Source organism: Hyella patelloides LEGE 07179, from assembly GCF_900659865.1.
In the GTDB taxonomy this organism is placed as follows: Bacteria; Cyanobacteriota; Cyanobacteriia; order Cyanobacteriales; family Xenococcaceae; genus Hyella; species Hyella patelloides.
Window position 1 is genome coordinate 1 of sequence record NZ_LR213822.1, and the last position, 24,155, is coordinate 24,155.

23 protein-coding genes and 1 pseudogene are annotated in these 24,155 nt (G+C 37.1%); 11 read left to right on the top strand and 13 right to left on the bottom strand.

What is annotated here, in order from left to right; genetic code table 11:
- Positions 1-97 precede the first annotated feature (97 nt).
- Positions 98-1,021 carry a LysR family transcriptional regulator gene (locus H1P_RS11110; protein ID WP_144867188.1) on the top strand — a complete coding sequence of 308 codons (924 nt, stop codon included), beginning with the start codon at positions 98-100 and terminating at the stop codon, positions 1,019-1,021.
- 49 nt (positions 1,022-1,070) lie between these two features.
- On the opposite strand, the gene sufB is transcribed toward H1P_RS11110, so the two are convergent.
- Complete coding sequence (gene sufB / locus H1P_RS11115; protein ID WP_144867190.1) at positions 1,071-2,510, bottom strand: Fe-S cluster assembly protein SufB; 1,440 nt, start codon at positions 2,508-2,510, stop codon at positions 1,071-1,073.
- Positions 2,511-2,769: 259 nt separating this feature from the next.
- On the opposite strand from sufB, the gene sufR reads away from it, so the two are divergent.
- Complete coding sequence (gene sufR, locus H1P_RS11120; protein WP_144867192.1) at positions 2,770-3,414, top strand: iron-sulfur cluster biosynthesis transcriptional regulator SufR; 645 nt, start codon at positions 2,770-2,772, stop codon at positions 3,412-3,414.
- A gap of 14 nt (positions 3,415-3,428) precedes the next feature.
- On the opposite strand, the gene nrtS is transcribed toward sufR, so the two are convergent.
- Entirely contained in the window at positions 3,429-3,863 is a 435-nt protein-coding gene (gene nrtS, locus H1P_RS11125; protein ID WP_281291144.1) for a nitrate/nitrite transporter NrtS, read from the bottom strand.
- A gap of 538 nt (positions 3,864-4,401) precedes the next feature.
- Between nrtS and H1P_RS11130 the strand changes: the two genes are divergently transcribed.
- From H1P_RS11130 to H1P_RS11145, 4 genes and pseudogenes are all read left to right on the top strand, one after another.
- On the top strand, positions 4,402-4,650 hold the full coding sequence (locus H1P_RS11130; RefSeq protein WP_144867194.1) for a DUF6761 family protein: 249 nt from the start codon (positions 4,402-4,404) through the stop codon (positions 4,648-4,650).
- Positions 4,651-4,846: 196 nt separating this feature from the next.
- On the top strand, positions 4,847-5,209 hold the full coding sequence (gene ndhC, locus H1P_RS11135; protein ID WP_144867196.1) for a photosynthetic/respiratory NAD(P)H-quinone oxidoreductase subunit C: 363 nt from the start codon (positions 4,847-4,849) through the stop codon (positions 5,207-5,209).
- Positions 5,210-5,319: 110 nt separating this feature from the next.
- Positions 5,320-6,050: pseudogene (gene ndhK, locus H1P_RS11140) on the top strand (photosynthetic/respiratory NAD(P)H-quinone oxidoreductase subunit K).
- The gene (locus tag H1P_RS11145) at positions 6,043-6,585 is read left to right on the top strand and encodes an NAD(P)H-quinone oxidoreductase subunit J (protein ID WP_144867198.1); all 543 of its coding nucleotides are present in this window, start codon (positions 6,043-6,045) and stop codon (positions 6,583-6,585) included. Before ndhK ends, H1P_RS11145 begins: the two are co-directional and overlap by 8 nt.
- Positions 6,586-6,672: 87 nt before the next feature.
- On the opposite strand, the gene H1P_RS11150 is transcribed toward H1P_RS11145, so the two are convergent.
- The 5 genes from H1P_RS11150 to H1P_RS11170 all read right to left on the bottom strand — a co-directional run bounded on the left by H1P_RS11150 (position 6,673) and on the right by H1P_RS11170 (position 12,723).
- Positions 6,673-7,188 (bottom strand): Rab family GTPase, encoded by a 516-nt coding sequence (locus H1P_RS11150; protein ID WP_144867200.1) that lies wholly within the window; start codon positions 7,186-7,188, stop codon positions 6,673-6,675.
- 11 nt (positions 7,189-7,199) lie between these two features.
- Entirely contained in the window at positions 7,200-9,695 is a 2,496-nt protein-coding gene (locus H1P_RS11155) for an OmpA family protein (protein ID WP_222427019.1), read from the bottom strand.
- A 112-nt stretch (positions 9,696-9,807) separates the two neighbouring features.
- A complete protein-coding gene (locus H1P_RS11160) occupies positions 9,808-10,326 on the bottom strand; it encodes a TolB family protein (protein WP_144867202.1) in 519 nt (172 codons plus the stop codon).
- A 94-nt stretch (positions 10,327-10,420) separates the two neighbouring features.
- Positions 10,421-10,723, bottom strand: coding sequence for a photosynthetic electron transport-dependent transcriptional regulator PedR (pedR, locus tag H1P_RS11165; RefSeq protein ID WP_144867203.1), 303 nt, complete (start codon positions 10,721-10,723; stop codon positions 10,421-10,423).
- 356 nt (positions 10,724-11,079) lie between these two features.
- Positions 11,080-12,723 (bottom strand): DUF2079 domain-containing protein, encoded by a 1,644-nt coding sequence (locus tag H1P_RS11170; protein ID WP_144867204.1) that lies wholly within the window; start codon positions 12,721-12,723, stop codon positions 11,080-11,082.
- A 694-nt stretch (positions 12,724-13,417) separates the two neighbouring features.
- Between H1P_RS11170 and trxA the strand changes: the two genes are divergently transcribed.
- Both trxA and H1P_RS11180 read left to right on the top strand, forming a co-directional pair.
- On the top strand, positions 13,418-13,741 hold the full coding sequence (gene trxA / locus H1P_RS11175; RefSeq protein ID WP_144867205.1) for a thioredoxin: 324 nt from the start codon (positions 13,418-13,420) through the stop codon (positions 13,739-13,741).
- A gap of 457 nt (positions 13,742-14,198) precedes the next feature.
- Complete coding sequence (locus H1P_RS11180; protein WP_144867206.1) at positions 14,199-15,242, top strand: LOG family protein; 1,044 nt, start codon at positions 14,199-14,201, stop codon at positions 15,240-15,242.
- Between the two features lie 220 nt (positions 15,243-15,462).
- Here H1P_RS11180 and H1P_RS11185 read toward each other — a convergent pair whose 3' ends face one another.
- From H1P_RS11185 to H1P_RS11200, 4 genes are all read right to left on the bottom strand, one after another.
- Positions 15,463-16,050 (bottom strand): TetR/AcrR family transcriptional regulator, encoded by a 588-nt coding sequence (locus tag H1P_RS11185; protein WP_144867207.1) that lies wholly within the window; start codon positions 16,048-16,050, stop codon positions 15,463-15,465.
- Positions 16,051-16,361: 311 nt separating this feature from the next.
- The gene (locus tag H1P_RS11190) at positions 16,362-16,652 is read right to left on the bottom strand and encodes an MSMEG_0570 family nitrogen starvation response protein (RefSeq protein WP_144867208.1); all 291 of its coding nucleotides are present in this window, start codon (positions 16,650-16,652) and stop codon (positions 16,362-16,364) included.
- 56 nt (positions 16,653-16,708) lie between these two features.
- The gene (locus H1P_RS11195; RefSeq protein WP_222427020.1) at positions 16,709-17,893 is read right to left on the bottom strand and encodes a protein-L-isoaspartate O-methyltransferase family protein; all 1,185 of its coding nucleotides are present in this window, start codon (positions 17,891-17,893) and stop codon (positions 16,709-16,711) included.
- A gap of 14 nt (positions 17,894-17,907) precedes the next feature.
- On the bottom strand, positions 17,908-19,044 hold the full coding sequence (locus tag H1P_RS11200) for an MSMEG_0565 family glycosyltransferase (RefSeq protein ID WP_144867210.1): 1,137 nt from the start codon (positions 19,042-19,044) through the stop codon (positions 17,908-17,910).
- Positions 19,045-19,623: 579 nt separating this feature from the next.
- Between H1P_RS11200 and glgA the strand changes: the two genes are divergently transcribed.
- The 3 genes from glgA (at position 19,624) to H1P_RS11215 (ending at position 22,527) form a co-directional block, all read left to right on the top strand.
- On the top strand, positions 19,624-21,048 hold the full coding sequence (gene glgA, locus H1P_RS11205; RefSeq protein ID WP_144867211.1) for a glycogen synthase GlgA: 1,425 nt from the start codon (positions 19,624-19,626) through the stop codon (positions 21,046-21,048).
- Between the two features lie 181 nt (positions 21,049-21,229).
- Complete coding sequence (locus tag H1P_RS11210; RefSeq protein WP_144867212.1) at positions 21,230-22,090, top strand: DUF72 domain-containing protein; 861 nt, start codon at positions 21,230-21,232, stop codon at positions 22,088-22,090.
- A gap of 182 nt (positions 22,091-22,272) precedes the next feature.
- Positions 22,273-22,527, top strand: a complete 255-nt coding sequence (locus H1P_RS11215) for a hypothetical protein (protein ID WP_144867213.1) — start codon at positions 22,273-22,275, stop codon at positions 22,525-22,527.
- Between the two features lie 10 nt (positions 22,528-22,537).
- Here the strand turns inward: H1P_RS11215 and H1P_RS11220 are convergent, their stop codons facing one another.
- Both H1P_RS11220 and H1P_RS11225 read right to left on the bottom strand, forming a co-directional pair.
- Positions 22,538-22,795 carry a hypothetical protein gene (locus H1P_RS11220; protein WP_144867214.1) on the bottom strand — a complete coding sequence of 86 codons (258 nt, stop codon included), beginning with the start codon at positions 22,793-22,795 and terminating at the stop codon, positions 22,538-22,540.
- Between the two features lie 104 nt (positions 22,796-22,899).
- Positions 22,900-24,108: a tetratricopeptide repeat protein gene (locus H1P_RS11225; RefSeq protein WP_144867215.1), complete on the bottom strand. Its 1,209-nt coding sequence runs from the start codon at positions 24,106-24,108 to the stop codon at positions 22,900-22,902.
- Positions 24,109-24,155 lie beyond the last annotated feature (47 nt).

Here is a 24,155-nt window from a genome sequence, read left to right on the forward strand (position 1 = left end):
GACCCCGCGTTATGCCCTAAAGGACTCTGACTTTAATTTTGATATCTTGAATTTTATGCTAGCTTTTGATATCTGTAAAATACTTATTCGATCTTAAATGATGCCTCAAAGTTATCAAAATTCTTTCGAGCTTAGACACTTACGTTATTTTTTGACTGTTGCAGAAGAACTTCACTTTCGCAGAGCAGCCGAACGGCTACATATCGCCCAACCCTCACTCAGTAGGCAGATTCAACAATTAGAAGCAGCGATTGGTACTCAACTGTTTTATCGAACTAACCGCAAAGTTATTCTGACCGAAGCAGGAAAAGTTTTTTACACTGAAGTGAAAGCTATGTTTCAGCGTTTAGATAATGCTGTTGAATTAGCGCAAAGAGCAGCTTCAGGAGAGTGGGGAGAATTAAAATTAACTTTTACTGCACCAGCTATGTCTACGGTTTTACCGTCTATTTTGCGAACTTATAAAAACAAGTTTCCGAAAGTCAAAGTAACCCTTTCTGAATTACCAACTTCTGCTCAAGTAGAAGCTCTAGCAACTGGCGAAACAGATTGTGGCTTTTTTCATCCAACAGTTGCAATTCCCGATATTGTAATCAAAAAAATTTTTCAGGAGTCATTGGGCATAGTTGTACCAAAATCTCACCCATTAGCTAACAAGAAAAAAATTAAGCTTTTAGATTTCAGTTCCGATTCTTTTATTCTGTTTCCTAGAACCTATAATACCCATCTTTACGATCGCATTATTGCTGTTTGTCAACAAGTAGGCTTTAGTCCGAATATCGTTGAAGAAATCTCTCCACGAAACAATGCTATAAGCTTGGTAGCTGCCGAAATGGGTATCACTTTTTTGTCTCAATCTTTACACTCTTTGTGTAATGAAGATGTTGTTTATAAATCTCTAACTGGATTAGCTCCGCAACTGAAGTTATTTTATGGATGGCGAGAGCAAAATACTTCAGCTTGTTTATCTCAATTTTTAGAAGTAGTTAAATCAGATTTAATTTCTTCTACTGCAACATAACCAAATAATTCCGTAGGACGAGTTACAACCCGCCCTAGCTAAAATACATTTAACCAACGCTACCTTCTAATTTCAGGCTCAATAGCTTATCAGCTTCAGCAGCAAATTCCATCGGTAATTCATTGAGAACGTCTTTACAGAAACCGCTTACCATCATGGAAACGGCATCTTCTTCAGAAACACCTCGTTGAGCCAAGTAAAATAGCTGTTCTTCCCCAATTTTGGCAGTAGACGCTTCATGTTCTACTTTAGCGGTGTCATTGTCTACTTGAATGTAGGGAAAGGTATTCGCTTCTGCATTATCTCCAATCAGCATCGAGTCACATTGGGAATAGTTACGCGCACCTTTGGCTTTAGGACTCATTTTGACTAAACCGCGATAACTACCTTTAGATTTTCCTGCGGAGATTCCTTTGGAAATAATAGTACTGCGGGTATTTTTGCCTATATGAATCATTTTAGTCCCCGTATCGGCTTGTTGCTTGTTATTAGTTAGAGCGATCGAGTAAAATTCTCCTACAGAGTTATCTCCTACCAAAACACAGCTAGGATATTTCCATGTAATCGCAGAGCCAGTTTCTACCTGTGTCCAAGAAATTTTAGAATTTACCCCTTTACACAGACCTCTTTTAGTAACGAAATTATAGATACCGCCTTTACCATCTTCGTCTCCTGCAAACCAATTTTGCACAGTAGAGTACTTAATATCAGCGTTATCTAAAGTAACCAATTCGACTACGGCTGCATGAAGTTGGTTCGTATCGAACATAGGAGCAGTACAGCCTTCTAAATAACTAACCGATGCACCTTCTTCTGCAACAATCAGGGTGCGCTCAAACTGTCCTGTATCCCCAGTGTTAATACGGAAATAGGTAGATAATTCCATAGGGCATTTTACCCCTTTAGGAATAAACACAAATGAGCCATCGCTAAATACAGCAGAATTCAAGGCTGCAAAATAGTTATCGGCTACGGGTACAACACTACCTAAATATTTCTGCACCAATTCGGGGTGTTCTTGCAGTGCTTCAGAAATCGAGCAAAAAATTACACCATCTTCAGCTAATTTCTCTTTAAATGTGGTTGCCACAGAAACGCTATCAAAAATAGCATCTACTGCCACATTACCAAGTCTTTTTTGCTCAGATAAAGGAATACCCAGTTTATCAAAGGTTTCTAACAGAGTGGGGTCTACCTCGTCCAAGCTGTCCAATTTTTCTTTCTTTTGTTTAGGAGCAGAATAATAAATAATATCTTGGTAATCAATGGCAGGATAACCTACGTGCGCCCATTCAGGCTCAGTCATTTTCAACCACTGATGATAAGCTTTGAGGCGAAATTCCAGCATAAATTCTGGTTCGTTTTTCTTAGCTGAAATTAAACGAACTACATCTTCACTCAACCCGCGAGGAATCGTATCCGCTTCAATGTCAGTAACAAAACCGTACTTGTAGGGTTGATTGACTAAGTTTTTGACGCTAGTACTCATAGGATCTATTCTCTGGCTTTTGTTTACGGTTAGGAATTGTTAAATAACAGTGGATGAGTTGGGCAAAACTGGGATATTTGCGATCGCGCAGCACCTCGGCTCTGCCGAGTCCGCAGTTGACAATTTGCTTACTGCCTTTAAACAATAAATTTGTTGTTTAAGTCTATTGTAGGTTACATTAACAACAAATATGTTGTCAAAGTCACTAATTTTTTTCTCAACAGACATTTAATATATATCTATACCGTATCCTAAGACGATGATTACCACTGGTTTGCCGTCGACTAAACAAAATATCCTGCAAGAGCTTCTCAAACAAGGTCAAGCTACTGCATCTAAGCTAGCTCAGTCTTTGAATATAAGTTCTCAAGCAATTCGCCGTCATTTAAATGAGTTAGAAACCGAAGCACTAATTGAGCATGAAGCGTTACAAAATGGTATGGGAAGACCCCAACATTTTTATCGGTTAAGTGGACAAGGAAGGTCTCTGTTTCCTCATAGCTACGGAGAATTTGCCATTTCTTTTTTAGATACTCTAGCTGAAACTGTAGGCAAAGAGCGAGTTAGTAAAGTGTTAGCCAAACAATGGCAAAGAAAAGCGGAAGTCTATCGCGATCGCTTGGGAAGTGGTACACTAATAGAAAGAGTTTCTAAGCTGGTACAACTGCGCCAAGAAGAAGGCTACATGGCAGAATTGCACCAAAATCAATCCCAGGAAAGTAAACCAGAATTTGTTTTTACGGAATATAATTGCGCGATTTCGGAAGTTGCAGAATCTTATCCTAGCGTTTGCGGACACGAATTAGAAATGTTTTCGGCAATTCTTCCTGACTGTACTGTAGAGCGCACTCATTGGATCAATGAGGGAGAACATCGTTGTGGCTATTTGATTAAAGCAAATTAGTTAGTGGGTAGTGGCTAGCAGGGACAGAAACGAAATTTCGCGTCTGTACGATGGTTAGTGGCTGATTGTTCTTTGTGCTTAATCGTTGATAATTCAGGCTTCTTCTGCTTCTTGTGGGGCCTTTGTTTTCCTGGCTCTGACTGCTGCTCCTCATTCCTTAATTTTCCTGGCAATTCCTTCCTTTTTGAGCCATACTTGCTTGACCATGAATACTCACACTGTAGGGAACGAGATAGGTGAGGGGCTGACACCGCCCTTCTTCGGGCGGTGCTTGTATGCCCCGTCAATAGTCCAGAAATCATCCGCTCCCTTGTCATGTTTCCCTTGACTAATGCAGAGCCGTGATTAATGGTAAAGAGGATTGAACCGACAAATAATGCTACTTTGAAAGCAGTTGGTACTAATTGAGGGTCAACACAAGCTGAAGCAAATTTTTTGAGAGCTTTCATGATAAATATCAAGTATTAAATGGTTTAATGTTATAAATCTTAACAATACAAATTTTTACGATCTCTGAATTTTGTTGTTTTGAAATCCTGCTGGCGATATTTATTTAAACAAGAGCATTGCTTTATTTAAGTGGGTTTTTTTTTACAATGAAGATAGTAAGTAAATAAATATCAATTATAGATATCCCAATTAATTTCCTTGCGTTGTTAAACATCGATAAAAGGATGAGGGATGAGCGGTCAGACCCCGCGTCCCATCTTCGTCCCCAACTAAGCGGGACTTGTACCCATCGCATTGGCGTATAAATGGGATAATATCGGCGTAAGACGTTTCCCTATAATGGGAGCCAGGGAACGCTGACCAAAACAGGATGAAGAATGAAGGATTAAAAGTAGTACTAAGTCACTTGTGGTTTCTATTTGAAATTATGATAAATCAGTAAAAAATTAACAAACTTTTTTCGCTCGATCGAAGATTTCGTACCAACCCTTTGTTCAACAATCAACAACTATCTCTAAAGAATTCAGCAGAATAACCATGCTTCAAAACAATAAATCCATACGTCATTATCAAAAACTCACGGACTCTATGGTGGACTTATACCATAGAGGATATCGATTTGAAGAAATTAGAATGTATATGGATGGATACCTATCTTGTTTGCGTCAAACAGACTTGATAGAAGCCTATCATATCCATAATTTAGAAGAAGAAGCTTTCCGCTTTTTGCGCGATCCTTCTAACTTTGAAATGACTCAAACCCAGATTGAAACTGATTATTATTAGTAATAAGGGAACGCCGAGCCAGACAGAAAACCTTCTCGATAATCGGTGGTTAGTAAAACTGAAATTGCTTAAAATAGCTAAAGAGCGATCGCATTTTTTCCTAATTTCACTGATAGGTATCATGGATACTAGAATAGATAAATGTAATAAAACTTGTAACTAGTAGTACTTTCTTTTAAGGAGTAATAAGTAAAAATTGTTTGTTCTCAACGGATATGAATACTTTTTGGGCTTTCTGCTACTTTGCAGTGCTGTCCCTGTTCTAGCATTAACTGCCTCTAAAATCCTCAGACCTCGTACTGGTGGGCCAGAGCGTCTTACTACTTATGAGTCTGGTATGGAGCCTATTGGGGGAGCGTGGATTCAATTTAACATTCGCTATTATATGTTTGCTTTGGTATTTGTGGTTTTCGATGTGGAAACCGTATTTTTATACCCTTGGGCAGTAGCTTTTAGCCGTTTAGGGTTACTTGCTTTTGTCGAAGCTCTCGTTTTTATTGCCATTCTCGTAGTTGCTCTGGTTTATGCTTGGAGAAAAGGGGCTTTAGAGTGGTCTTAGGACAGTTATCAGCACTCGGCGTTCGGTTACCAGCGAAAACTATATTATTTAATGTTTGATTCATCATTAAATTCCTCTAATAATCATAAAGTGCCAACCAAAAAAAAGTGATGACTTCTAATATTTTTGAACAACAACAAAAAGCTAAAATTCTCAACCCGATAAATCCTACTACGGTTACTCAAGATTTATCAGAAAACGTTATTTTAACCACAGTAGACGATCTCTACAACTGGGCAAAGCTATCTAGTTTGTGGCCGATGTTATACGGTACAGCTTGCTGTTTTATCGAATTTGCAGCCCTTATTGGTTCACGATTTGATTTTGACCGTTATGGTTTAGTACCACGTTCTAGTCCTCGTCAGTCAGATTTAATTATCACCGCAGGTACAGTTACTATGAAAATGGCACCTGCATTAGTACGACTCTATGAAGAAATGCCCGATCCTAAATATGTAATTGCGATGGGTGCTTGTACGATTACTGGAGGAATGTTTAGTGTAGACTCTCCCAGTACTGTTAGAGGGGTAGATAAGCTGATTCCTGTAGATGTTTATATTCCCGGCTGTCCTCCCCGCCTGAAGCTATTTTTGATGCCATTATTAAACTGCGAAAAAAAATAGCTAACGAATCCTTGCAAGAAAGAGCTGTGAAGGTAGAGCAAACCCATCGTTATTACAGCACTACCCATAGTATGAAAGCGGTTGCACCTATTTTAGATGGCAAGTATCTACAGTCAGCAACTCGTCAAGCTCCTCCTAAAGAATTAGGCGTAGCAATGGGAATGCCTGTATCAGAAGCAATTGGTGAAGCACAGCAAGAGGAAGTAAACCGTGACTGAAGAATCGAAAAGCGATCCAACCAATGTAGAGGAAAATGCTGAAGCCAAAGAGATTGTCGCAGCAGGAAAGGTATCTAGTTGGTTGAGTGAAAATGGCTTTAATAATGAGGCTCTTGAAGCAGATACCAGTGGTATCGAGTTAATTAAGGTCGATCCTGAGTTTTTAATCCCCATTGCTACTGCTTTGTATGCTTATGGGTTTAATTATTTACAGTGCCAGGGTGCTTATGATGAAGGTGCTGGAAAGGAATTGGTCAGCTTTTACCATCTGATTAAAGTTGATGATAATGCCGATACTCCTGAAGAAGTAAGAATTAAAGTCTATTTGCCTAGAGAAAATCCTGTAGTAGCTTCTGTTTATTGGATTTGGAAAAGCGCGGATTGGCAAGAAAGAGAAAGCTATGATATGTACGGCATCATCTATGAAGGACACCCCAATTTAAAACGGATTTTAATGCCCGAAGATTGGATCGGTTGGCCTTTACGTAAAGATTATATTTCTCCTGATTTTTACGAATTACAGGATGCTTACTAAGGCTTAATGATTATCGAAAAAGCGATCGCATATTTCAGAAGAATTTTCCTGAATGCGATCGCTATTTTTGGGCTTTAACATCCAATTTCAGGCAATTGTACTAGCAGCTAATTCTTTAAACATCGTATTTACATAATCTCCAGTTTTGGCAGAGGTAACATAAGTATCGATAACTTGCTCGCGATTGTTAAAGTTATTTAATTCCACTAGTTTATCGAGCTTTTCTGGCGAAACTAAATCAAATTTGTTGAGAGCAACTACTGTTTTACATTGAGGATTGATTTCTAAAAACAGTTCTAAATGACTTGGTATATGCTTCAGAGTATTTGTTCTGGTTAAATCTCCCACAACAATTGCGCCGTGAGCTCCTTGGAGGTAATTGGTAGTAATTGTTGTTTGTTTTGTCTGACCTTCAATATCCCAAACTAACAAATTAATTTGTTGAGTATTAGGCTCGATTGTTATTGGTTTACGAGAAATTTTTACTCCAATTGTGGTTAAATATTTGTCGCTAAATTTATCTTCGATAAAACGTCGAATTAAACTAGTTTTTCCCACACTAAAATCACCTATTAGACAAATTTTTTTGGATATTATTGACATTATCTACTTCTTTATTTTTCTGCAATAAACGATTCAAATCGAACACAACGACTTAACCAGAGTGGTTGTTCTGGGGACAAATCAGGGGGAGAGTTTAAGCTAGCGACTATTTCTAATCTGTTAGGGTTAATACCTTCAGCAATTAGGGTTTGATAAACAATGTTGGCTCTGGCTTGTGCGAGTTTTACATTATCATCTTTTGTTCCTTGGCGATCGCTGTGTCCAATAATTTTGAGCTTGATTAGCGGGTACTTATTTAAAAATTGCTTAATCTCTGTAATTTTAGCGGAGTCTGCCACCAATGATAACTTTGAAGAATTAGATGCAAAATAAATGCGGGTTTTTAGTTGTGGTAACTCTTGCTGAATTACGAAGATTGCATTTTCTACCCCAGGAATACTGGAGAAGGTATCTAGTAATATTTTTTGTTCCTTGGAGTCTAAAATTAAACCATTAATAGTCACAGTTTTATCTTGATACATAGTATCGATGAGTATTTGAGACTTTTGGTTTAGTGCTTTGGTAATTCGTGTCACTTCTTGAGCAGTAATAGTAGGGTCTACAGGAACATTAACCGCTACGATCTGATTGTCTAGTTCTAAGTTTTTCTCTGTGGCAATTTGACTACTAATTGTGGCTGCTAAGTTCCGTAAATAACTGCTAGAAACTCTGCCTGTAAGGGTTAATTTGCCTTTTTTGACTTCTGAATTCAGGCGATAAACCGATAACTCTGGAGTTGCATCTAACTCTATTGCTACAGATTGTTCAATACGATGAGCCACTGCACTGCGATACGTAACTATACCCCAAGGAATCAAAACTCCTCCTAGCAAAAAAGCAGTTAACCAATAAAGAGCTTTTGGTGGTTTACGATCGTCTGACTTGGTTGATTCATAAACTAATTCTTCTAGTAAAGGCTCTATAGATTGGGGAATAGTTGCAGGATCGCCTTGATATTCTTCAATTGCATCTCCATATTTAAGGACAATCTGACTAAAAATTGTTCTCATGCGATCGCGAAATTGGCGAATTGGTTCACCTTCAACAACTACAGCTAAATAGCAATATCCTGCGGTTTCAAACAAAATTTTAAAATTACCGTAATCTATCTCATCTAATTCTGAATTAGAAGCAATACAGTCATGGGCAAAACTACGAATTGCTGTTAACATCCCTGCTAAAAGGTCAGATTCGAGGGGTGATTCGGTATTTGGCTGTAATTCTCTCATTACTAAACCAGAATTATTGTGAATTAAAAAAATAGCGCGAATACTGGAGGGTAGAGACTCTTGTAAAATTAATTCTGCTTCGGAAACTCCTTGCATTTTGGCACGAATTTTACGCTTAATACCTTCGGGACTCAAAGCAGCGTCTACCTTTTCATTGATCGATTGCACCACTTCCGCCATATACTTAGCAATAGTGCTACCAATAACAGGATAGAGAGCATCTACCATTGCATCTCTTTCCATTTCAATTTGGGTTTTAATGGCTTTTCCCATCTCCGAACCCATAGCTTGAGCAATTGCACCTTCATTGAGGATTGTTTGCTCTTTGATCGAAAGAGCTATTTCAGGAGCGATCGCTTTTCCAATAGATTCTGGTACATTGGTAATTTCTTGTCTAATTGCATCGGGTAAAATGTTGGCGATCGCAGCAGCCATTTTCTGATTATCTTCTACTGAACGTTGTTGAATAATCCGATCGATAATCGGGACTATAGCTTTTAAAATATATTCTTGGGAAGAGTTATCTTGTGCTTTAGATACTTCGACAATTAAAGGAATTAAACTGTTAACCGAATTAGCAAGCTCATTAATTTGCCGTTCTTTTTCGGCAATCCACTGCTGCGAAATATCAGTTTCAGCAATATCTTCTTGATTTATGGAGTCAAGATCAATAAAAGATGTTTGAGAAGTTTTCTGATTTTGTTTACTATCCTGCAAGACTGATTGTAATTTTGAAACAAATACTGGCTCTGTAGAATTGCTTTGCTCGTTCGACGCTGAATTAGAGTAAGCTTCAGTTTCCTCGACTTTTTTGGCGTTTTGTAATTTGGGGTTAGGAATTACTTGCTCGATAATTTTCGCTTTTATAAGATCCGAATGCTGTTTTGATCTTTTTTGAAATGAGTCCCCTTTTGAATCTTTTTTTGTGTGAGAAGTTTCCAGAGGTTTTTTTAATGAGCGATCTTGGCTCTTATTAACAGTTTGATGCTGTTGAGTAGTAACTTCCTCAGAAGCAGATTCCAAATCTGACTTTGCTGTTATTTTTCCTTGTGGATCGACAGTATTTGACCAACGGTCAGAGCAGGCTCCGTCGTTGTACGGCGGAGTAATCTCTGACTCTTCAAAATCAAGATTTGCGTTTACCTCGTTATCATCTTCTGCTAACTCATTAAGTAAACTGTAGAGATTTTCTAGAGGCTCTGGAATAGAAGCTCGACCGTTCTCTAAAAAATTTTGATTATCTGAATTTCGATCTGCTGCTCCTGGTTGCGACTTCATCCCAATCAATCAAATTTACTATATCGATAATTTTACAGCCTCAAATCTACCACTCTTATGAAGTAATTGTGTGGAACTTGATTTTAGATAGCATAGAACCACCAACCAAAAATCAATTCTCATCGTCCACTGGTAAAGATAATTGAGTACCTAAACCGCGATCGTAAATTTCGATATTCCATTGTCCTGAGCGATCGCTCTCAAAGGCAATAAAACGCCCGTTACCGCTAATGGTGGGGTTGCGGACTTGTCCTAAAAAATTTCTTGTAATATTTTTAGTTTCTCTAGCGACGCGATCGTACAAGAAAATATCAGGCTTCCCTAACTGTTCTGATACATAAACAATGTATCGCCCATCAGCACTAATATCTGGTTGGGACTGCATACTTTGTAGTTGATTGAGTCCTGGTAAAGGCAATAAACGGCGATTTCGCACATCATAAAGAAAAACATTACGAGACTTTTGGCGATCGCTACTGAAAACTAAATAATGACCATCGTGGGAAAAATGAGGCTGGATTTCCGCAGCTTTTGTATTGAGACTCGAACCCAAACTTACTACAGGAGGAGTTACATAGCCAGGTTCTCTACAGCCAGTTAAGGCGATCGCTATTAGCCACAAGATTAGCATCAGAAGTGATTTTTTAAGAACCAAACTTCTTTTACTTGGGGGTTGACTTTTAATCTCGATCTCAGACAATTTCTACTTTATTGATTGTGTCAACTTAAGCCATCTCTGATTGAGCCAAATCAAGGTTATTTTCTGTTGTTTGCTCATTTGGTAAAGGACAACAATTAACGTCATCTAAACAAACTTTACCCCACTGCAAAGCCCAGCGTACTAATTCAACTCGATTATCTGTACTGGTTTTTTTCAAGATATTGCTAATGTGGTTATCCACTGTTCGCTTACTGATTTCTAAATTATGAGCAATTTTCTGATTACTCAACCCTTTTACTACTAATTCCAGTATTTGTAGTTCCCTGGATGATAGCAGAGCAGGATAGTCAAATTTATTAGTTTCCATAAGTAATTTTTATTTGGTATATATACTTATTGTGTCATTTACTGTCAAAGTTTACTCTTGAAAGCAAATTGGTTGCAAATAGTTATATACAGCCCAAAAAAGCTTCAATCCTTGATTTTCCGCCAAAAAACAGCCCTGTCTAACAGTATACTTCAACAAAACCTTTATCTTTTATTTAGAAACAACAAGATTTTTTGATTCGTTAATGCCTTACAATCAACAAGATCACAGAATCTTCTCCTATTTACCAATATTAAGTGAGGTAATTGTCTTGCTTACAGTTCTTAACTTGTCGTAGTAGTTTTTAAAACTTTGTCACCAAAAATTTATTTATATTATTATTTGTTCTTGAATTTTTAATAATTGATTGATTCAAGATAATTTTGCCAAAGTGCGATCGCTTTTAAGTCTGAATCTACTCCTTTCTGTAATAAAATCACTCCATTGTTAAAGCCAATTACCCCATAGAGATTTCTGCTAGTAACATCTTCAATTAAATTAGTCATTGATTCTAAACGCAAACGATCTAACTTAAAAGCAGCCCGATATCTTTCTAATTGCCAGAGATCGGCAATGATGTAGTCTACAGAAATAGTATTTCCTGCATCGTTTTCTAGTTCTAAAGCAGGAAGGCGAATTACTTCCCGACGACTAGAAACATGGGGAATTAGGTAGGTGGTAGCTGAAACGCTGGCATCTGATGGTATTTTGTTTAATAAAGAGCGAATTTGCGGTACACGTTGCCATTGTTCTGGTGCAGGAATATATACCCAAGGTTGAATGGAATCAGGAATTAAAAAGTAGAGAGTGCGACTGGGATTAGAAGTTATCGTAAATATGAGAGATAAGCACATACAGAACACCCAAAAACGACGAAACTGAGGTCGTAATGTTCTCGGTTGGCAATCTGCTACCTGACGATTAAAGTTACCAAATCCTTGTCCAGCCCACCAAAGAATCGCGCCATAAAATATCCCAGGGGTGACATTCATCGCATAACGGAGAGAAATCACTAAAACCGATTCTCCTTGACCTGAAAACAGCTTTAAAAGAGGAAAACTTGCGATCGCCCAAGAAGCAGGAGCAACTGCGGGTATAAAAGCTAAAGGTAACCATTGCCCTAACAAATATTTAATCGTATCAAAAACAGGGGTTACTAATTCTACTGCCAAACGTAATGGGTTACTTACCATTCCCCAAATAATTTCTAGAGTAGAAGCGGATTCTCCTTCAGCATATTGTCCAAATCTCTCCAACATAAAACGCTTGGCAACATCATCAGAAAACAGAGGCATAATCAGGTTAGTTAATGCCACTATGTAAAGAAAACTAAAACTGCAAACAACTAAACCAATTTTGGGATACCGACGACTCGCAATTAAATATACTCCCACCCCAAACAGAGTAATACCACTATCTTCTCTGATTGCTAAAGTACCAATACCCAATAGCCCAAAGAGCCACCAGTAGCGTTTCTCCATTGCCCAGAGCAAACTGAAAATAAATAAAGGAATTTGGGATATATCATGGAAATTTGCTAGGCTAGGCCCTAAAACTGCATTAGCACAGTAAAAACTAACTGCAATCAAAAATGCGATCGCTGGTTCTAAATAAATACGCCCCAAAGCATACAAAACCAATCCCGCAGCCGTAATAAAAATCGCCTGTAACACCGTTAAAGTAGCAGGATAGGGAAATATATAGTAAATCGGTAACCAGAGCAGCAATGCAGGGGTAAAATGCTGTCCCAGGCGATGATAATTAACCTTGGGAACTTCCCCACTATGAACAACATTAGTTGATAACTGAGAAGATAAAGTACTCTGAAAAAAATTCCCCTGAGTACCATTCCAAAAAACTTGATTAAAAATTCCCTGGTCGTAAGAAGAATAAAAAGTAAAGTGACGATGTAAGGTTAATCCTAAAGTTATCGCCAAAAAAGCGATCGCTGAAATGATAATCCATTGTAAACCTTGCTTTTGCGTTAGCTTGAATAACATTCTTTAACTTTGAAAATTTAGTCTCTTATATGTATTTGTGCTTAGTTACGACGAGCGCATTCGGTAAGTACGTGTCTTTTGAGCGTGAGAGATGGGCTTTGTACCCTTTGCAGATGCAATCACACTGTTGAAGTTTCCTCAAACGGGAATCTTTAAAATTAGTTTAATTTCTTCAAATCAAACTCAGAGGAAAATTGCCATTCAATAAATTAGAATTATTGCGTAATTACGATCGACTTTGGTTAAATTTAAGATACAAGGAGAAAGGTTCAAGGGAAATAAGCACAAATTTTAGTTCCTAATTTAATTTTGCAAGTGGTCTATTGATTACAAATGATCGCCTCGTTACGCAAAAATACTCAATAATTGCTAAATTTTTCCAAAGAAATCATAAAATTTTGGCAAAGCTATCTTGAAAACCCTGGCAAAATTGAAGTTCTACCTTAGAATAAAGAAGGCGGAGACAAATGTTTCCGTTCACTCCTCACACCACATTCCGCCCGCAAATTCTGGGGCGGTTTTCTCATTTTGAGAAAGATAATAGCATTCTCTTCTCTGGGAACAAACACAAAAATTAATCTTCCTCTTAAGCAAATCTCTATTTTCTCTAACTGCGGGGAGTAGTTTTGATTATGGTAGAATCTTGTATTATTAAGTAGAAAATCTGATCAATCATAGAATAGGAAATACAGGCATGTCTTCAGCCTCCCCAGTAACGGATACAAGTTTTAAAGATGACGTTTTAGAGTCTGAGGTTCCAGTTTTGGTGGACTTCTGGGCTCCTTGGTGCGGTCCTTGTCGCATGGTAGCTCCCGTAGTCGAAGAAATCGCCGAACAATACGAAGGACAGATCAAAGTCGTCAAATTAAATACTGATGAAAATCCCCAAGTTGCGAGTCAATACGGAATTCGCAGTATACCCACTCTTATGATTTTTAAAGGTGGTCAAAGAGTTGATATGGTAGTTGGTGCAGTCCCCAAAACTACCCTTGCAAATACCCTAGAAAAATATCTCTAGTAAATATCTTCCATCTATACTGTTTATTAACAGACTTCAGTCATTCTTGTACTAGAGAAGACTGGAGTTTATTTTTTTTGTGGCTAGTCCCGTCAAGCGGAATAATATTGTTGATGATTAGTGGTTAATTGTTTCCCCCTACTTTCTCTTTTACTTCCTTCTACTATCCTGTATCTTACTATTCGGTGATTCGGTGACTCGGTGACCGTTCTTCGTCCTTGTTACGAACAAAGAGCAAGGATACCGAACAAGGAAGATTTTTCCTTTTACGAATCTATTGAACGGTTTCAAGCAAAGCCCTGAGCGGGCAAAATAAGTCTTGTAGAGCGAACTGTGCGGATTCAAAACTAGTACTAGTTCCTCATTCCTCATTCCTCATTCCTCATTCCTTAGTTGACTCCTGTACGGGCGAACGACCATTCACCCATACCACTGACCTCACGACTTCATTAAGAATATGACTTCTAATCTCGATCTCGATCTTGCTGCAAAAATCGCTCAATTACCAACTCATACCCACCAAAAATTGGTTCAAAGGGCTTTAGATGTTATTTTGCGAATGAGCGAAACAGAATTAGAGCGTCTTGACTGGAAAATTTTAACCACATCTTTAGAAGACTTAGAGCAAGGATTTACTACCTTTTTCCCCTATCGCCACATCAGAAAAATCTCGATCTTTGGTTCTGCTAGAATCGCAAAAGATACTCCAGAATATCGGACAACAGTAGAATTTGCTCGCAGAATTACCAATTTAGGATTTATGGTGATTACTGGTGCAGGAGGAGGTATTATGGCAGCAGGAAACGAGGGTGCTGGACAAGATAAGTCTTTTGGTTTAAACATACGTTTGCCTTTTGAGCAAAGTTCTAATACTTTCATTGATAATGACCCCAAGTTAATTAAATTTAAGTACTTTTTCACCCGTAAATTATTTTTTCTCCGCGAAAGTGATGCGATCGCACTTTTGCCAGGGGGATTTGGCACACAAGACGAAGCTTTTGAAACTCTTACCCTCTGTCAAACGGGTAAATATGGCCCTGCACCTTTAGTATTAATTGATAAGCCAGGGGGTGATTATTGGCATACCTGGAATCAATATATTTGTCAGCATTTAGTTGCTAGAGGTCTGGTTGGTAGTGACGATCCCAGTCTTTATACCATCACTGATGAGGTGGATGTTGCTTGTCAAACAATTAGAAATTTTTATCGGGTTTATCACTCCAGTCGTTATGTGGGGAAAAAGTTTGTGATGCGTACTAATTGCGAATTATCTGACTCTATTGTCGAGCAACTTAATCAAGATTTTCAAGATATTTTAACTCAAGGGATTATTGAAAAAAGTCAGGCTTTGCCAGAAGAAAAAGACGAATCCATCAAAGATTTGCCCCGTTTAGTTTTTTATTTTAATCAAAAAAATTTAGGACGTTTATATCAAATGATTGATGCGGTTAATCAGTCGGTAATTATGCCTCAAGAAAAAGAACATCCAGAGAAAAAGTAAGCATTTATCATTTTTATACTGCTGAGTTACTGTATTTTATTATTAAAAATAGGTAAACATTTAAATGGTACTAAAAAAGAAGACACTTAAAAATAGCGGTCGTTTGAGCCGAAAAAGAACAAATCAAGATTATTCTTCCAGATAAATTAAACAATCACAATATTTCTTGAAATCTAATTTACTCAATTAACAGAAAAAGGTGAGGTTAATATTTTTTAATTTATTTGGTTGCTTGAATTAGCAAATTACGTGTTAAAGCGAAACCATGATGAATTTTTTCATGAGTGCGATATAGTTTTCCCATCAACATTGCACCCTCCAAAGAAGTAATGATCTCTTCTGCTAATAAATCAGGATTGACATCTGATTTTAATTGAGATTTACCCTGATGTAAAAGATCGGCGATCGCTTTTTGCCAAAGATTGAATACTTCTTGTAAATGAGTCCGAAAAGAGGGGTCTTGCTCTGCCAAATCAACGATAAAATTACCTAAAATACAGCCATGACATTCAGGAGATTCTAACTGCTTGGCTTCTAAGCGATCTATAATCCACAATACACAATCAAGAGGATTGTTGGCTTGTTGCCTAGCAGAATCGAGAATATTAGATTTTAATTGTAACCATTCAAAATCAATTAAAGCGTGTCCTAACTCCTGTTTAGAACGAAAATAATTATAGAAACTACCACTAGATGTACCACTAATACGAAGCAATTCGCTAAGTCCTGTGCCAGTCAAACCTTTAGCGTGAACTGTATCGAATACAGAGTTAAGGATATCTTCTCGCGTGCGTTTGAGATTAACCATTGAATAATATTCGACAAATATAAAATGAACAACGCCAATTTTAAAGTACGAAATAAATGATAATACTTTTTAGACACAGGACATACAAATTACAGCCGTTTTCAGTTGGATAGACTCTGTTTTTAATTAGTTAGTTCGGAGAGCTAAGCTCGCTTGCTCTAAGACGAGGCGTATAAACTCTTGGGGAAACCCCAAGAGACAGCCCCTCCTCTAAGCTTTTTAACATTTGATGATTGTAGTCTACTCATATGAAAAGCGCAGTAAGAAAATTACCTCAAAAAATAGCTATTTTTTGTAGCGTTGTTTAAATACTAAATATCTGTAAAATCTAAAAAACGCACTTTAGGATCGCTTAACTTTTGATATTCAGATGCTTTAAATTCTATCTGTTGCAGTTGTCCTAAAGCTTTACCACAAGGAAAACCATAAGCTGCTTTTACGCGATCGCTGGCAATATTTAAAGCAGTACGAGACAAATCGACAAATTCAGCTAACTTATATTCTTCCCCTGGCGTAAAGTATTTTTTAACCACCAAAGAAGGAGAATAACAGCTTTGTTGTGTGCCATCGGGCCATTGAATATTAAAATTAATTTCAGGCATTTTTTTGATAATCACCTATTGTTAGTATTATTAGTAATTCAGATAAGATAAATCAGCTACTTCAAGCTCCATAAAAATTGGGAGTCCTTTCGTTTGACAATCCATTGATTTTTGTTAGCAGTTAAAGGAATATCAATAGGATAAACTTTTAGCTTAAAATTTGCAGCACAAGGCATCCCTAAATCAACCCACTCTCTAATTTTCTGTAGTAAGTGTTCTTTCGCAACCGAACTTCCGTAAGCAATCAGGAAATCGTCTTTAGCTAATACTAAAGAATTATGTTCTCGCTCCCAAAGTCCAAAATATTTATCTGGTTGCGATGGCTCATTATTTTCCGATTTGAACGTACAGAAGTTAGGTTCAGTGATACCAAGAAAAGAACGTATCCCCATAGTTTTCCAATTTAACGATGCCGTTCCTTTCCAACCCCACCAGAAAGGCATTCTAGAAACTTCTTGATGCTGTAAATCTTTCCATTCTGGTATAGTTTCAATATTAATTGGATTTAAACTTTCAAGCTGATATTTGCCTGTAACTGGAACAAAACCACATGACATTGATTCCAAAGATGTAAAACAAGATTCTGTCTTGCGCAATAGGAAAAGGTTATCCCATCCACCTGGGTTTTTAATGACCATTAGTAACAAACCGCCTTCCTCGATCTGTTCGTAGAAATAACAGGGAAGATCGTAAATTCCTGCTGCAAAAATAGCCCGATCGTAAGGCGCACCTGCTGGGTATCCTTCACCTCCATCAGCATTAATAACACTTACGTTTTTAATTTTCAACCTGTCGATCGCCCAAGAAGCCATTTTAGCAACTTCGGGAATAATTTCTAGACTGTAAACATGACCTTCTGAACCCACTATATGACTTATCATCGCTGCATTCCAACCACTACCAGCACCGAGTTCAAAGACTTTATGTCCTGGTTTTAACTGCAAGAGATCGAGCATATACAGTACCAATGAAGGCTGTGAAATTGTAGAAACAAACCGTTCCTCATCTTCTATCAAAAGAGTTATAGTCGTATCTCTGTAAAATTCTGATAGATGCCAAATTGAATTCCATCTATTTACGTTATGCCATTTTCGACTTTGGCGATCAAAATAGCGTTTGACAAATAAATGTCTTGGCATTGCCCAATAAGCTTGTTTGGTTATTTCACTAATTGGAGTTTGGCTATATATCTTTTGAATTTTCTCTAGGAGTTTTTGTTGATATTGCTTTGCTGTAAACATAAAATACATTATTACTAATTTAGTAACAGCTTTTGATAGAGATTTAGATGTATCTGTGCCGATCTTTGCCAAGAATATTGAGCGGGAATAGAGACACTGTTATTAATTAGTTTTTGAGCAACATCTTTATTTAAGATATCGAGCATTGCTATAGATATCGTCTTAATATCATAAGGATCGACCAGTAAAGCTGATTCATGGTCGAGAAACTCCGTAAAAGGGGCAATCTTAGAAGTTATTACAGGAAGTTCAGATGCGATCGCTTCTAATAATACCAGTCCCCAACCCTCTTTAACAGAGGGAAAAACAAAAGCATCAGCACAACGATACAAAATGGAAATGTCTCGATCTGCTATGACTCCAGGCAAAATTAGAGATTCTCCTACACTTATATTATGTTGTTTAGCGATTGTAAAAAATTCTACACGATAGGGTTTGTAATCAAATAGAGTATCACCACCAGCAATAATTAATTGTGCTTGGGGATAAGTTTTTAATACCTGAGAGAAAGCCTGTAGCAGCTTTAGAGAGTTTTTTCGAGGTTCGATCCCGCCAATAGATAAATAAACAGGATTACCTGTAATTCCCAAGCTTTGTTTTAATTGGGTTTCTAAACCATTAGGCTTGCTGGAAAATTTTTGAGTATTAATACCATTAATAACTACTGGTGCATCTACTTGATACTGTTGCTTTAATTGTTGTTGCCAATATCCAGAGACACATAAACATAAATCTGGTTCTAAGATAGAGCGATCGTGACACTCTTGTAAATAAGGACTGTTAAACTCATCAATATGATGAACAGTACGGATAAAATGAGGAATTATCCCTTTATCTCGCAAGACTTTTAACGCATTGGTACTAATACAATCTTGAGAATGATAGATATCATATTTTTCTTCTTCTTTAATCAAATAATCAATAAATTCTTGAATCCTTTGTTTAATTAGTTCATCTATAGACTGCGCTGCGGGTTTTGTCGGTACTAGCTTACTAGGGCATTTTAAAGGGCGATGAAAACCAATACAATCTTTATCCAAAGCATAAACACATACTTGATGACCCAAACATTGTAGAGCTTCTGCTAACTCCAAAGTATGAATTACACCGCCTCTAGGCTTTGTGGAGTAGGTAAATAAAGCAATTTTCATAATTTAAAAGAAGGTGGAAAAGATCGCCTCTCTAGATGAAGCCAAGCTGAATTACCAAAAACAGTAATACGAACACTCACGTTATATATCTGACTACCAAACATCATTGCCGAAGCAGCAGGAACAAATTAACTCACTACAGCTACACTTACATAAGGTTAACGTTCGCCTAGAAAACCTGATACCATCTCAGGCAAATTTAAATAATCTCACCTTGAAAAGGTTTCCATCTTATAGGTTGCGAAAAAGTTCATTAAGCTTAGTAATAATTTAAGTTTTAATCATACTACAAGAAAGCTCAAGTTTTTGGCAACACTACCAAATAACTTTTTATTTCTACAGATCGACATTCAAGACCGAGGAGGAGCTATCAATACTTACTCCTAATTATATAGATATACTATCTTTAGCTGTGGTTCGCTGAAACAAGAATCCCCTTACTTTTCAGGTTGGGGAGTGCCAACAACTAAAATCACGAGTTTTTTCGGAAATAAATATTCAAAATAGCATCCTATCCCCTATATAATCTCTGAGAGTGAGAAGAAGTGCCACCAGTAAGAAGCTAAAGGAATCACCGTAATGCGAATTTTATTTGTAGCAGCAGAAGCAGCACCCATCGCTAAAGTAGGAGGAATGGGTGATGTAGTAGGTTCATTACCTAAAGTTTTGAGACAGTTAGGGCATGATGTTCGCATTTTTCTCCCTTATTATGGAACTCTTGCTGGAAAACTCGATATTCCTCAAGAACCTGTGTGGTGGGGATCTGCTATGTTTAATGACTTTGCCATCTACGAAACTGTTTTACCCGATACTGATATTCCTCTATATCTTTTCGGACATCCTGCTTTCGATCCCAATCGTATTTATGGGGGAGAAGATGAAGCTTGGCGATTTACATTCTTTTCTAATGGCGCAGCCGAGTTCTGTTGGAATTATTGGAAACCCCAGATAGTTCATTGTCATGATTGGCATACAGGAATGCTTCCTGTTTGGATGCATCAGACTCCTGATATTTCCACTGTATTTACAATTCATAATTTGGCTTATCAAGGTCCTTGGCGTTGGTATCTCGATCGAATTACTTGGTGTCCTTGGTATATGGAGGGACATAATACGATGGCTTCTGCGGTGCAATTTGCTAATATTGTGAGTACTGTTTCTCCTACCTATGCAGAGCAAATAAAAACCGTAGAATATGGCGAAAAGCTCGAAGGCTTACTGTCTTTCATTAGCGGAAAACTTAGGGGTATTACCAACGGAATCGATGCCGACTCTTATAATCCAGCTAATGACCGTTATCTAGAACAAAATTACACCGTCGATACTATTGAAAAGCGTAGTCGGAACAAAGGAGTGTTGCAACAAGAATTAGGTTTAGAGGTTAATCCTAATGCTTTATTGATGGGGGTAGTATCTCGGTTAGTAGAGCAAAAAGGGATCGATTTAATTTTACAAATCCTCGATCGCTTTATGTCCTATACTGATGCTCAGTTAGTGATTTTAGGTACTGGCGATCGCTCATTAGAAACTCAATTATGGGAAGCTGCTTCTCGTTTTCGTGGCAGAATGTCAGTACAGCTACTTTACAGTGATGTAATTGCCAGAAGAATTTATAGTGGTTGTGATGTCTTTTTAATGCCTTCTAAGTTTGAACCCTGTGGCATTAGTCAGTTACTGGCAATGCGTTATGGTTGCGTACCCATAGCAAGAAGAACAGGGGGATTAGTGGATACAGTATCTCATCATGACCCTATTAACAAAGCTGGTACTGGCTACTGTTTCGATCGCTTTGAACCCTTAGACCTTTATACCTGTATGGTAAGAGCGTGGGAAGGTTTCCGTTATAAAGAAAAATGGCAGGAATTACAACAACGAGGAATGAGAGAAGACTTTAGCTGGTTAAAATCCGCTTTAGAGTATATCAAAATGTATAAAGAAGCAGTAGGTGAGTCCCCAGAATTAACGGAAGAAGAGCAACAGAAAATTGCAGTGCTTAGTCAATAAAGGAGCAAAGAATATAAGTAATAGGTAATAGGTAATAGGTAATAGGTAATAGGTAATAGGTAACAATTAGCAATAAACCACTAATCATCTCGATCCCGTTTACGATGGCGAAGCCGAGTCCTTTAGGATACCCGTTGCATTGGGTGCTTGACGGGACTAACAACAAATCACCAACAAAAAAATGATTCCCCCAAAATTATATTTAGGTTGTGCTGTATGGTCTTATAAAGGTTGGGTTGGTAATTTTTATCCTGCAAAAACTAAGTCTGGAGATTTTTTAAATCTTTATAGTCAGCAGTTTAATACAGTTGAGGGTAATACTACTTTTTATGCTGTTCCTCAGCCAAACACTGTTACTAAATGGGCAAATGAAACTACTAAAGAGTTTAAATTTTGCCCAAAATTTCCGAAAACAATTACTCACAAAGGTTTGTTACAACCAAAAATAGCTCAGGGACTAAGTTTTCTCAAAATCATGTCTGGCTTAGAAGATAAATTAGGGGTGGTTTTTGCTCAATTACCACCTAGCTATAGTCCCCAGTATATAAAAGATTTACGAGAGTTTTTAATCGCTTTTAAAAAACATGACATTGCGGTAGAAGTACGTCATCCCGATTGGTTTGTTTCTCCTTACAAAGAGCAGCTTAATCAGATGCTATTAGAGTTAAATATTGCTAGGGTACTTTTAGATACTCGCCCAATTTATAACTGTAATAACGATCCTCAAGTTAATTCACAGCGACGCAAACCGAATGTTCCCCTACAGCCAGTTGTCACGAATAACTATGCCTTAGTTCGTTTTATTAGTAATCCAGAAGCCGAATATAATCAAGCTTATTTGGCACAGTGGGCGATCCAAGTTAGTGATTGGCTAAAAATTGGCAAAACCGTTTACTTTTTTGTTCATTGTCCCGTAGAAGAAAAATCGCCGAATACTGCTAACTATTTTAAAGATTTATTAGAAAAACAGGGGGTCTCTATAGAGCAGAGATCTACTAATGCGATTAACACAGCAACCCAGTTAAATCTTTTTGAAATATGAATCATAAAATATTGTAATTTTAATTAATTTCTGATTGACAATTGTCAAGACCTTCCGACGAAACGTCTCTTCTAACAACTAGCAAATCTAATTATTAATTATTTTAAAAACCTTAATTAGTATAGCCCCCTTTAAGTTTACAATTTTATACCATAGAAAAAATTTTAAATACTTTTAAATAAATGAAAGAACAATTAGTAACTTGGATCGAACGTTTATTAATCGCCGATGTTTTTTTAGTATTCTTCGGTTTTGCTTGGTTTGCGATCGCTGTTATTGGCAAATCTTTAAACATTCCCCTCGGTTTTGATATTTGGTATCAGCTATGGCAACCTTTATTTAATCCTGCAATTGGCATTCTTTTTCTTGGTGCTTTTGCTACTTGGGCAATTAATAAAGTATCCGACAAATTTGGCTCAAATAAAATTGATAATTAATCATTTCTCGCTACTTTAAAGAAATGTCTAGTTTTGATTTATAACAGTAATTTCCTGCAATTGGTAAGATGCAATCAAGAGTCATTAAAGGAATCTTAAATACTTGAGGCGCACTGTGTTTGCTGGAAATATTTATCCCCAAAGCTGATTTAACTAAATAGAGAAGATAGAAAAGAATTAAAGCCAAGGGGATTTTTGGGATTTTGATAGCAGAAAAGCATTCTATAAGATGTCGAGCTTGCTTTAAGTTCGTTGTTTTGTCGTGCATGAGACTGATAAATAAAAATAAGTTTTTTTATTGTAGACTAGCAAAAGTAAAAATGTAGGTCGTATCGACTTCTTTACCTTTTTTGCTGTTTTATATACGATAAATTACTTAATTTTCATTTCAACTTGGTCAATTAAATCAGTAAAATAACCTACCTGATAGTTAAGAGACTGTGCTATTTCCAAACCTTGAGTAAAAGCCGTAAAAGCTTGCTCATAATCTTCTAAAATCAAATATACTCTTCCTAAGCGATCGTAGGCGTTCATGACACCATAAGAGTTATAGGCTTGCTTTTGTACATCGAGTAGTTGTTGATAAGTTGCGATCGCTAAAGTATACTGTTCTTGTCGTTGATAGAGACGACCTAATTTTGCTAAAGTTTCACTGGTCAGTGCTATTTGTTGAAAAGACTGCCCCAGCATGATGGCTTCTTGATAAGATTCGATAGCTAATTCTATTTCACCCAAAGTCTGATAATCATCTCCCAGAGAGACTTTGAGCTTTCCTATTTTTTGATTATCTTCTTGAGCTTGGTAGTAATCAATTAATTGTTTTTTGACGATAATTTCTTTCTGTGGCTGTTTATTGTAGCGATAAATATCGATTAGATTTGAGAGGTATTCTTCGGTAGCTGTGGTAGTGATATCACCACTGTTGAAGGTTAGCAACTCTTCATAGATGTTAGCTGCTTGAGAATAGTCAAATTTATCGAGATAAAGCTTTCCTATAGTTTCTAGATATTGTTGCTCTAGCTGAATATTATCCGCTTGACGTGCTTGAGTTAAAAGAGTATTGTATATAGCGATCGCATTATCGAGATTACGAGTTTGTTGAGCGGAAGTGCCTAAAATATTCAGTAATTTTGCGGTTACATTATTATTAGTTTTTTGTTCTTGATAAATACTATCTAAACGTTGGGTAATAACTTTTAACTCTTGCCCTCGATTATTTTGCCATGCTATTTCTCCTACTCTTCCTAAAGCAATAATTTCTTCTGATAAACTAATTGCTCTATAAAGTCTTAATTGGCGAAACCAAATATTAAAAGCTTCCTTTTGCTGACCCTGCTCTAATTGGCTATTTGCTTCAATTTCTAATGTTTCTATCTCTGTTTTAATTCTTTTTTTTTCTAGAGGAGAAAGTTCTCTATTAATATTATTAGGGGGTAATAAAGGATCGTTTTGAGGAATCGCTAAAGGCTCAGAAGCTTCTGTTTGAGCAACAACTGAATAAGAATTGATATTTACTACTATCCCGCTAAAGCCAAATAAAATAATTACTAAATTACGAGTTAGTAGTTTAATTTGAAACATGAAATACCCACATTTTTGATAGATAATATCTTAGCAAAATGTCTAGA

Bases quoted from the DNA above. Each gene is read 5' to 3' on its own strand.
- sufR (WP_144867192.1), top strand. From the start codon at position 2,770: ATGATTACCACTGGTTTGCCGTCGACTAAACAAAATATCCTGCAAGAG.
- H1P_RS11220 (WP_144867214.1), bottom strand. From the start codon at position 22,795: ATGCACGACAAAACAACGAACTTAAAGCAAGCTCGACATCTTATAGAA.
- H1P_RS11195 (WP_222427020.1), bottom strand. From the start codon at position 17,893: ATGTTTACAGCAAAGCAATATCAACAAAAACTCCTAGAGAAAATTCAA.
- H1P_RS11215 (WP_144867213.1), top strand. From the start codon at position 22,273: ATGAAAGAACAATTAGTAACTTGGATCGAACGTTTATTAATCGCCGAT.
- H1P_RS11110 (WP_144867188.1), top strand. From the start codon at position 98: ATGATGCCTCAAAGTTATCAAAATTCTTTCGAGCTTAGACACTTACGT.
- H1P_RS11190 (WP_144867208.1), bottom strand. From the start codon at position 16,652: ATGCCTGAAATTAATTTTAATATTCAATGGCCCGATGGCACACAACAA.
- pedR (WP_144867203.1), bottom strand. From the start codon at position 10,723: ATGGAAACTAATAAATTTGACTATCCTGCTCTGCTATCATCCAGGGAA.
- H1P_RS11160 (WP_144867202.1), bottom strand. From the start codon at position 10,326: ATGCTAATCTTGTGGCTAATAGCGATCGCCTTAACTGGCTGTAGAGAA.
- H1P_RS11200 (WP_144867210.1), bottom strand. From the start codon at position 19,044: ATGAAAATTGCTTTATTTACCTACTCCACAAAGCCTAGAGGCGGTGTA.
- H1P_RS11210 (WP_144867212.1), top strand. From the start codon at position 21,230: ATGATTCCCCCAAAATTATATTTAGGTTGTGCTGTATGGTCTTATAAA.
- glgA (WP_144867211.1), top strand. From the start codon at position 19,624: ATGCGAATTTTATTTGTAGCAGCAGAAGCAGCACCCATCGCTAAAGTA.
- H1P_RS11225 (WP_144867215.1), bottom strand. From the start codon at position 24,108: ATGTTTCAAATTAAACTACTAACTCGTAATTTAGTAATTATTTTATTT.
- sufB (WP_144867190.1), bottom strand. From the start codon at position 2,510: ATGAGTACTAGCGTCAAAAACTTAGTCAATCAACCCTACAAGTACGGT.
- H1P_RS11150 (WP_144867200.1), bottom strand. From the start codon at position 7,188: ATGTCAATAATATCCAAAAAAATTTGTCTAATAGGTGATTTTAGTGTG.
- H1P_RS11155 (WP_222427019.1), bottom strand. From the start codon at position 9,695: ATGAAGTCGCAACCAGGAGCAGCAGATCGAAATTCAGATAATCAAAAT.
- nrtS (WP_281291144.1), bottom strand. From the start codon at position 3,863: ATGAAAGCTCTCAAAAAATTTGCTTCAGCTTGTGTTGACCCTCAATTA.
- H1P_RS11170 (WP_144867204.1), bottom strand. From the start codon at position 12,723: ATGTTATTCAAGCTAACGCAAAAGCAAGGTTTACAATGGATTATCATT.
- H1P_RS11185 (WP_144867207.1), bottom strand. From the start codon at position 16,050: ATGGTTAATCTCAAACGCACGCGAGAAGATATCCTTAACTCTGTATTC.
- H1P_RS11180 (WP_144867206.1), top strand. From the start codon at position 14,199: ATGACTTCTAATCTCGATCTCGATCTTGCTGCAAAAATCGCTCAATTA.
- trxA (WP_144867205.1), top strand. From the start codon at position 13,418: ATGTCTTCAGCCTCCCCAGTAACGGATACAAGTTTTAAAGATGACGTT.
- H1P_RS11130 (WP_144867194.1), top strand. From the start codon at position 4,402: ATGCTTCAAAACAATAAATCCATACGTCATTATCAAAAACTCACGGAC.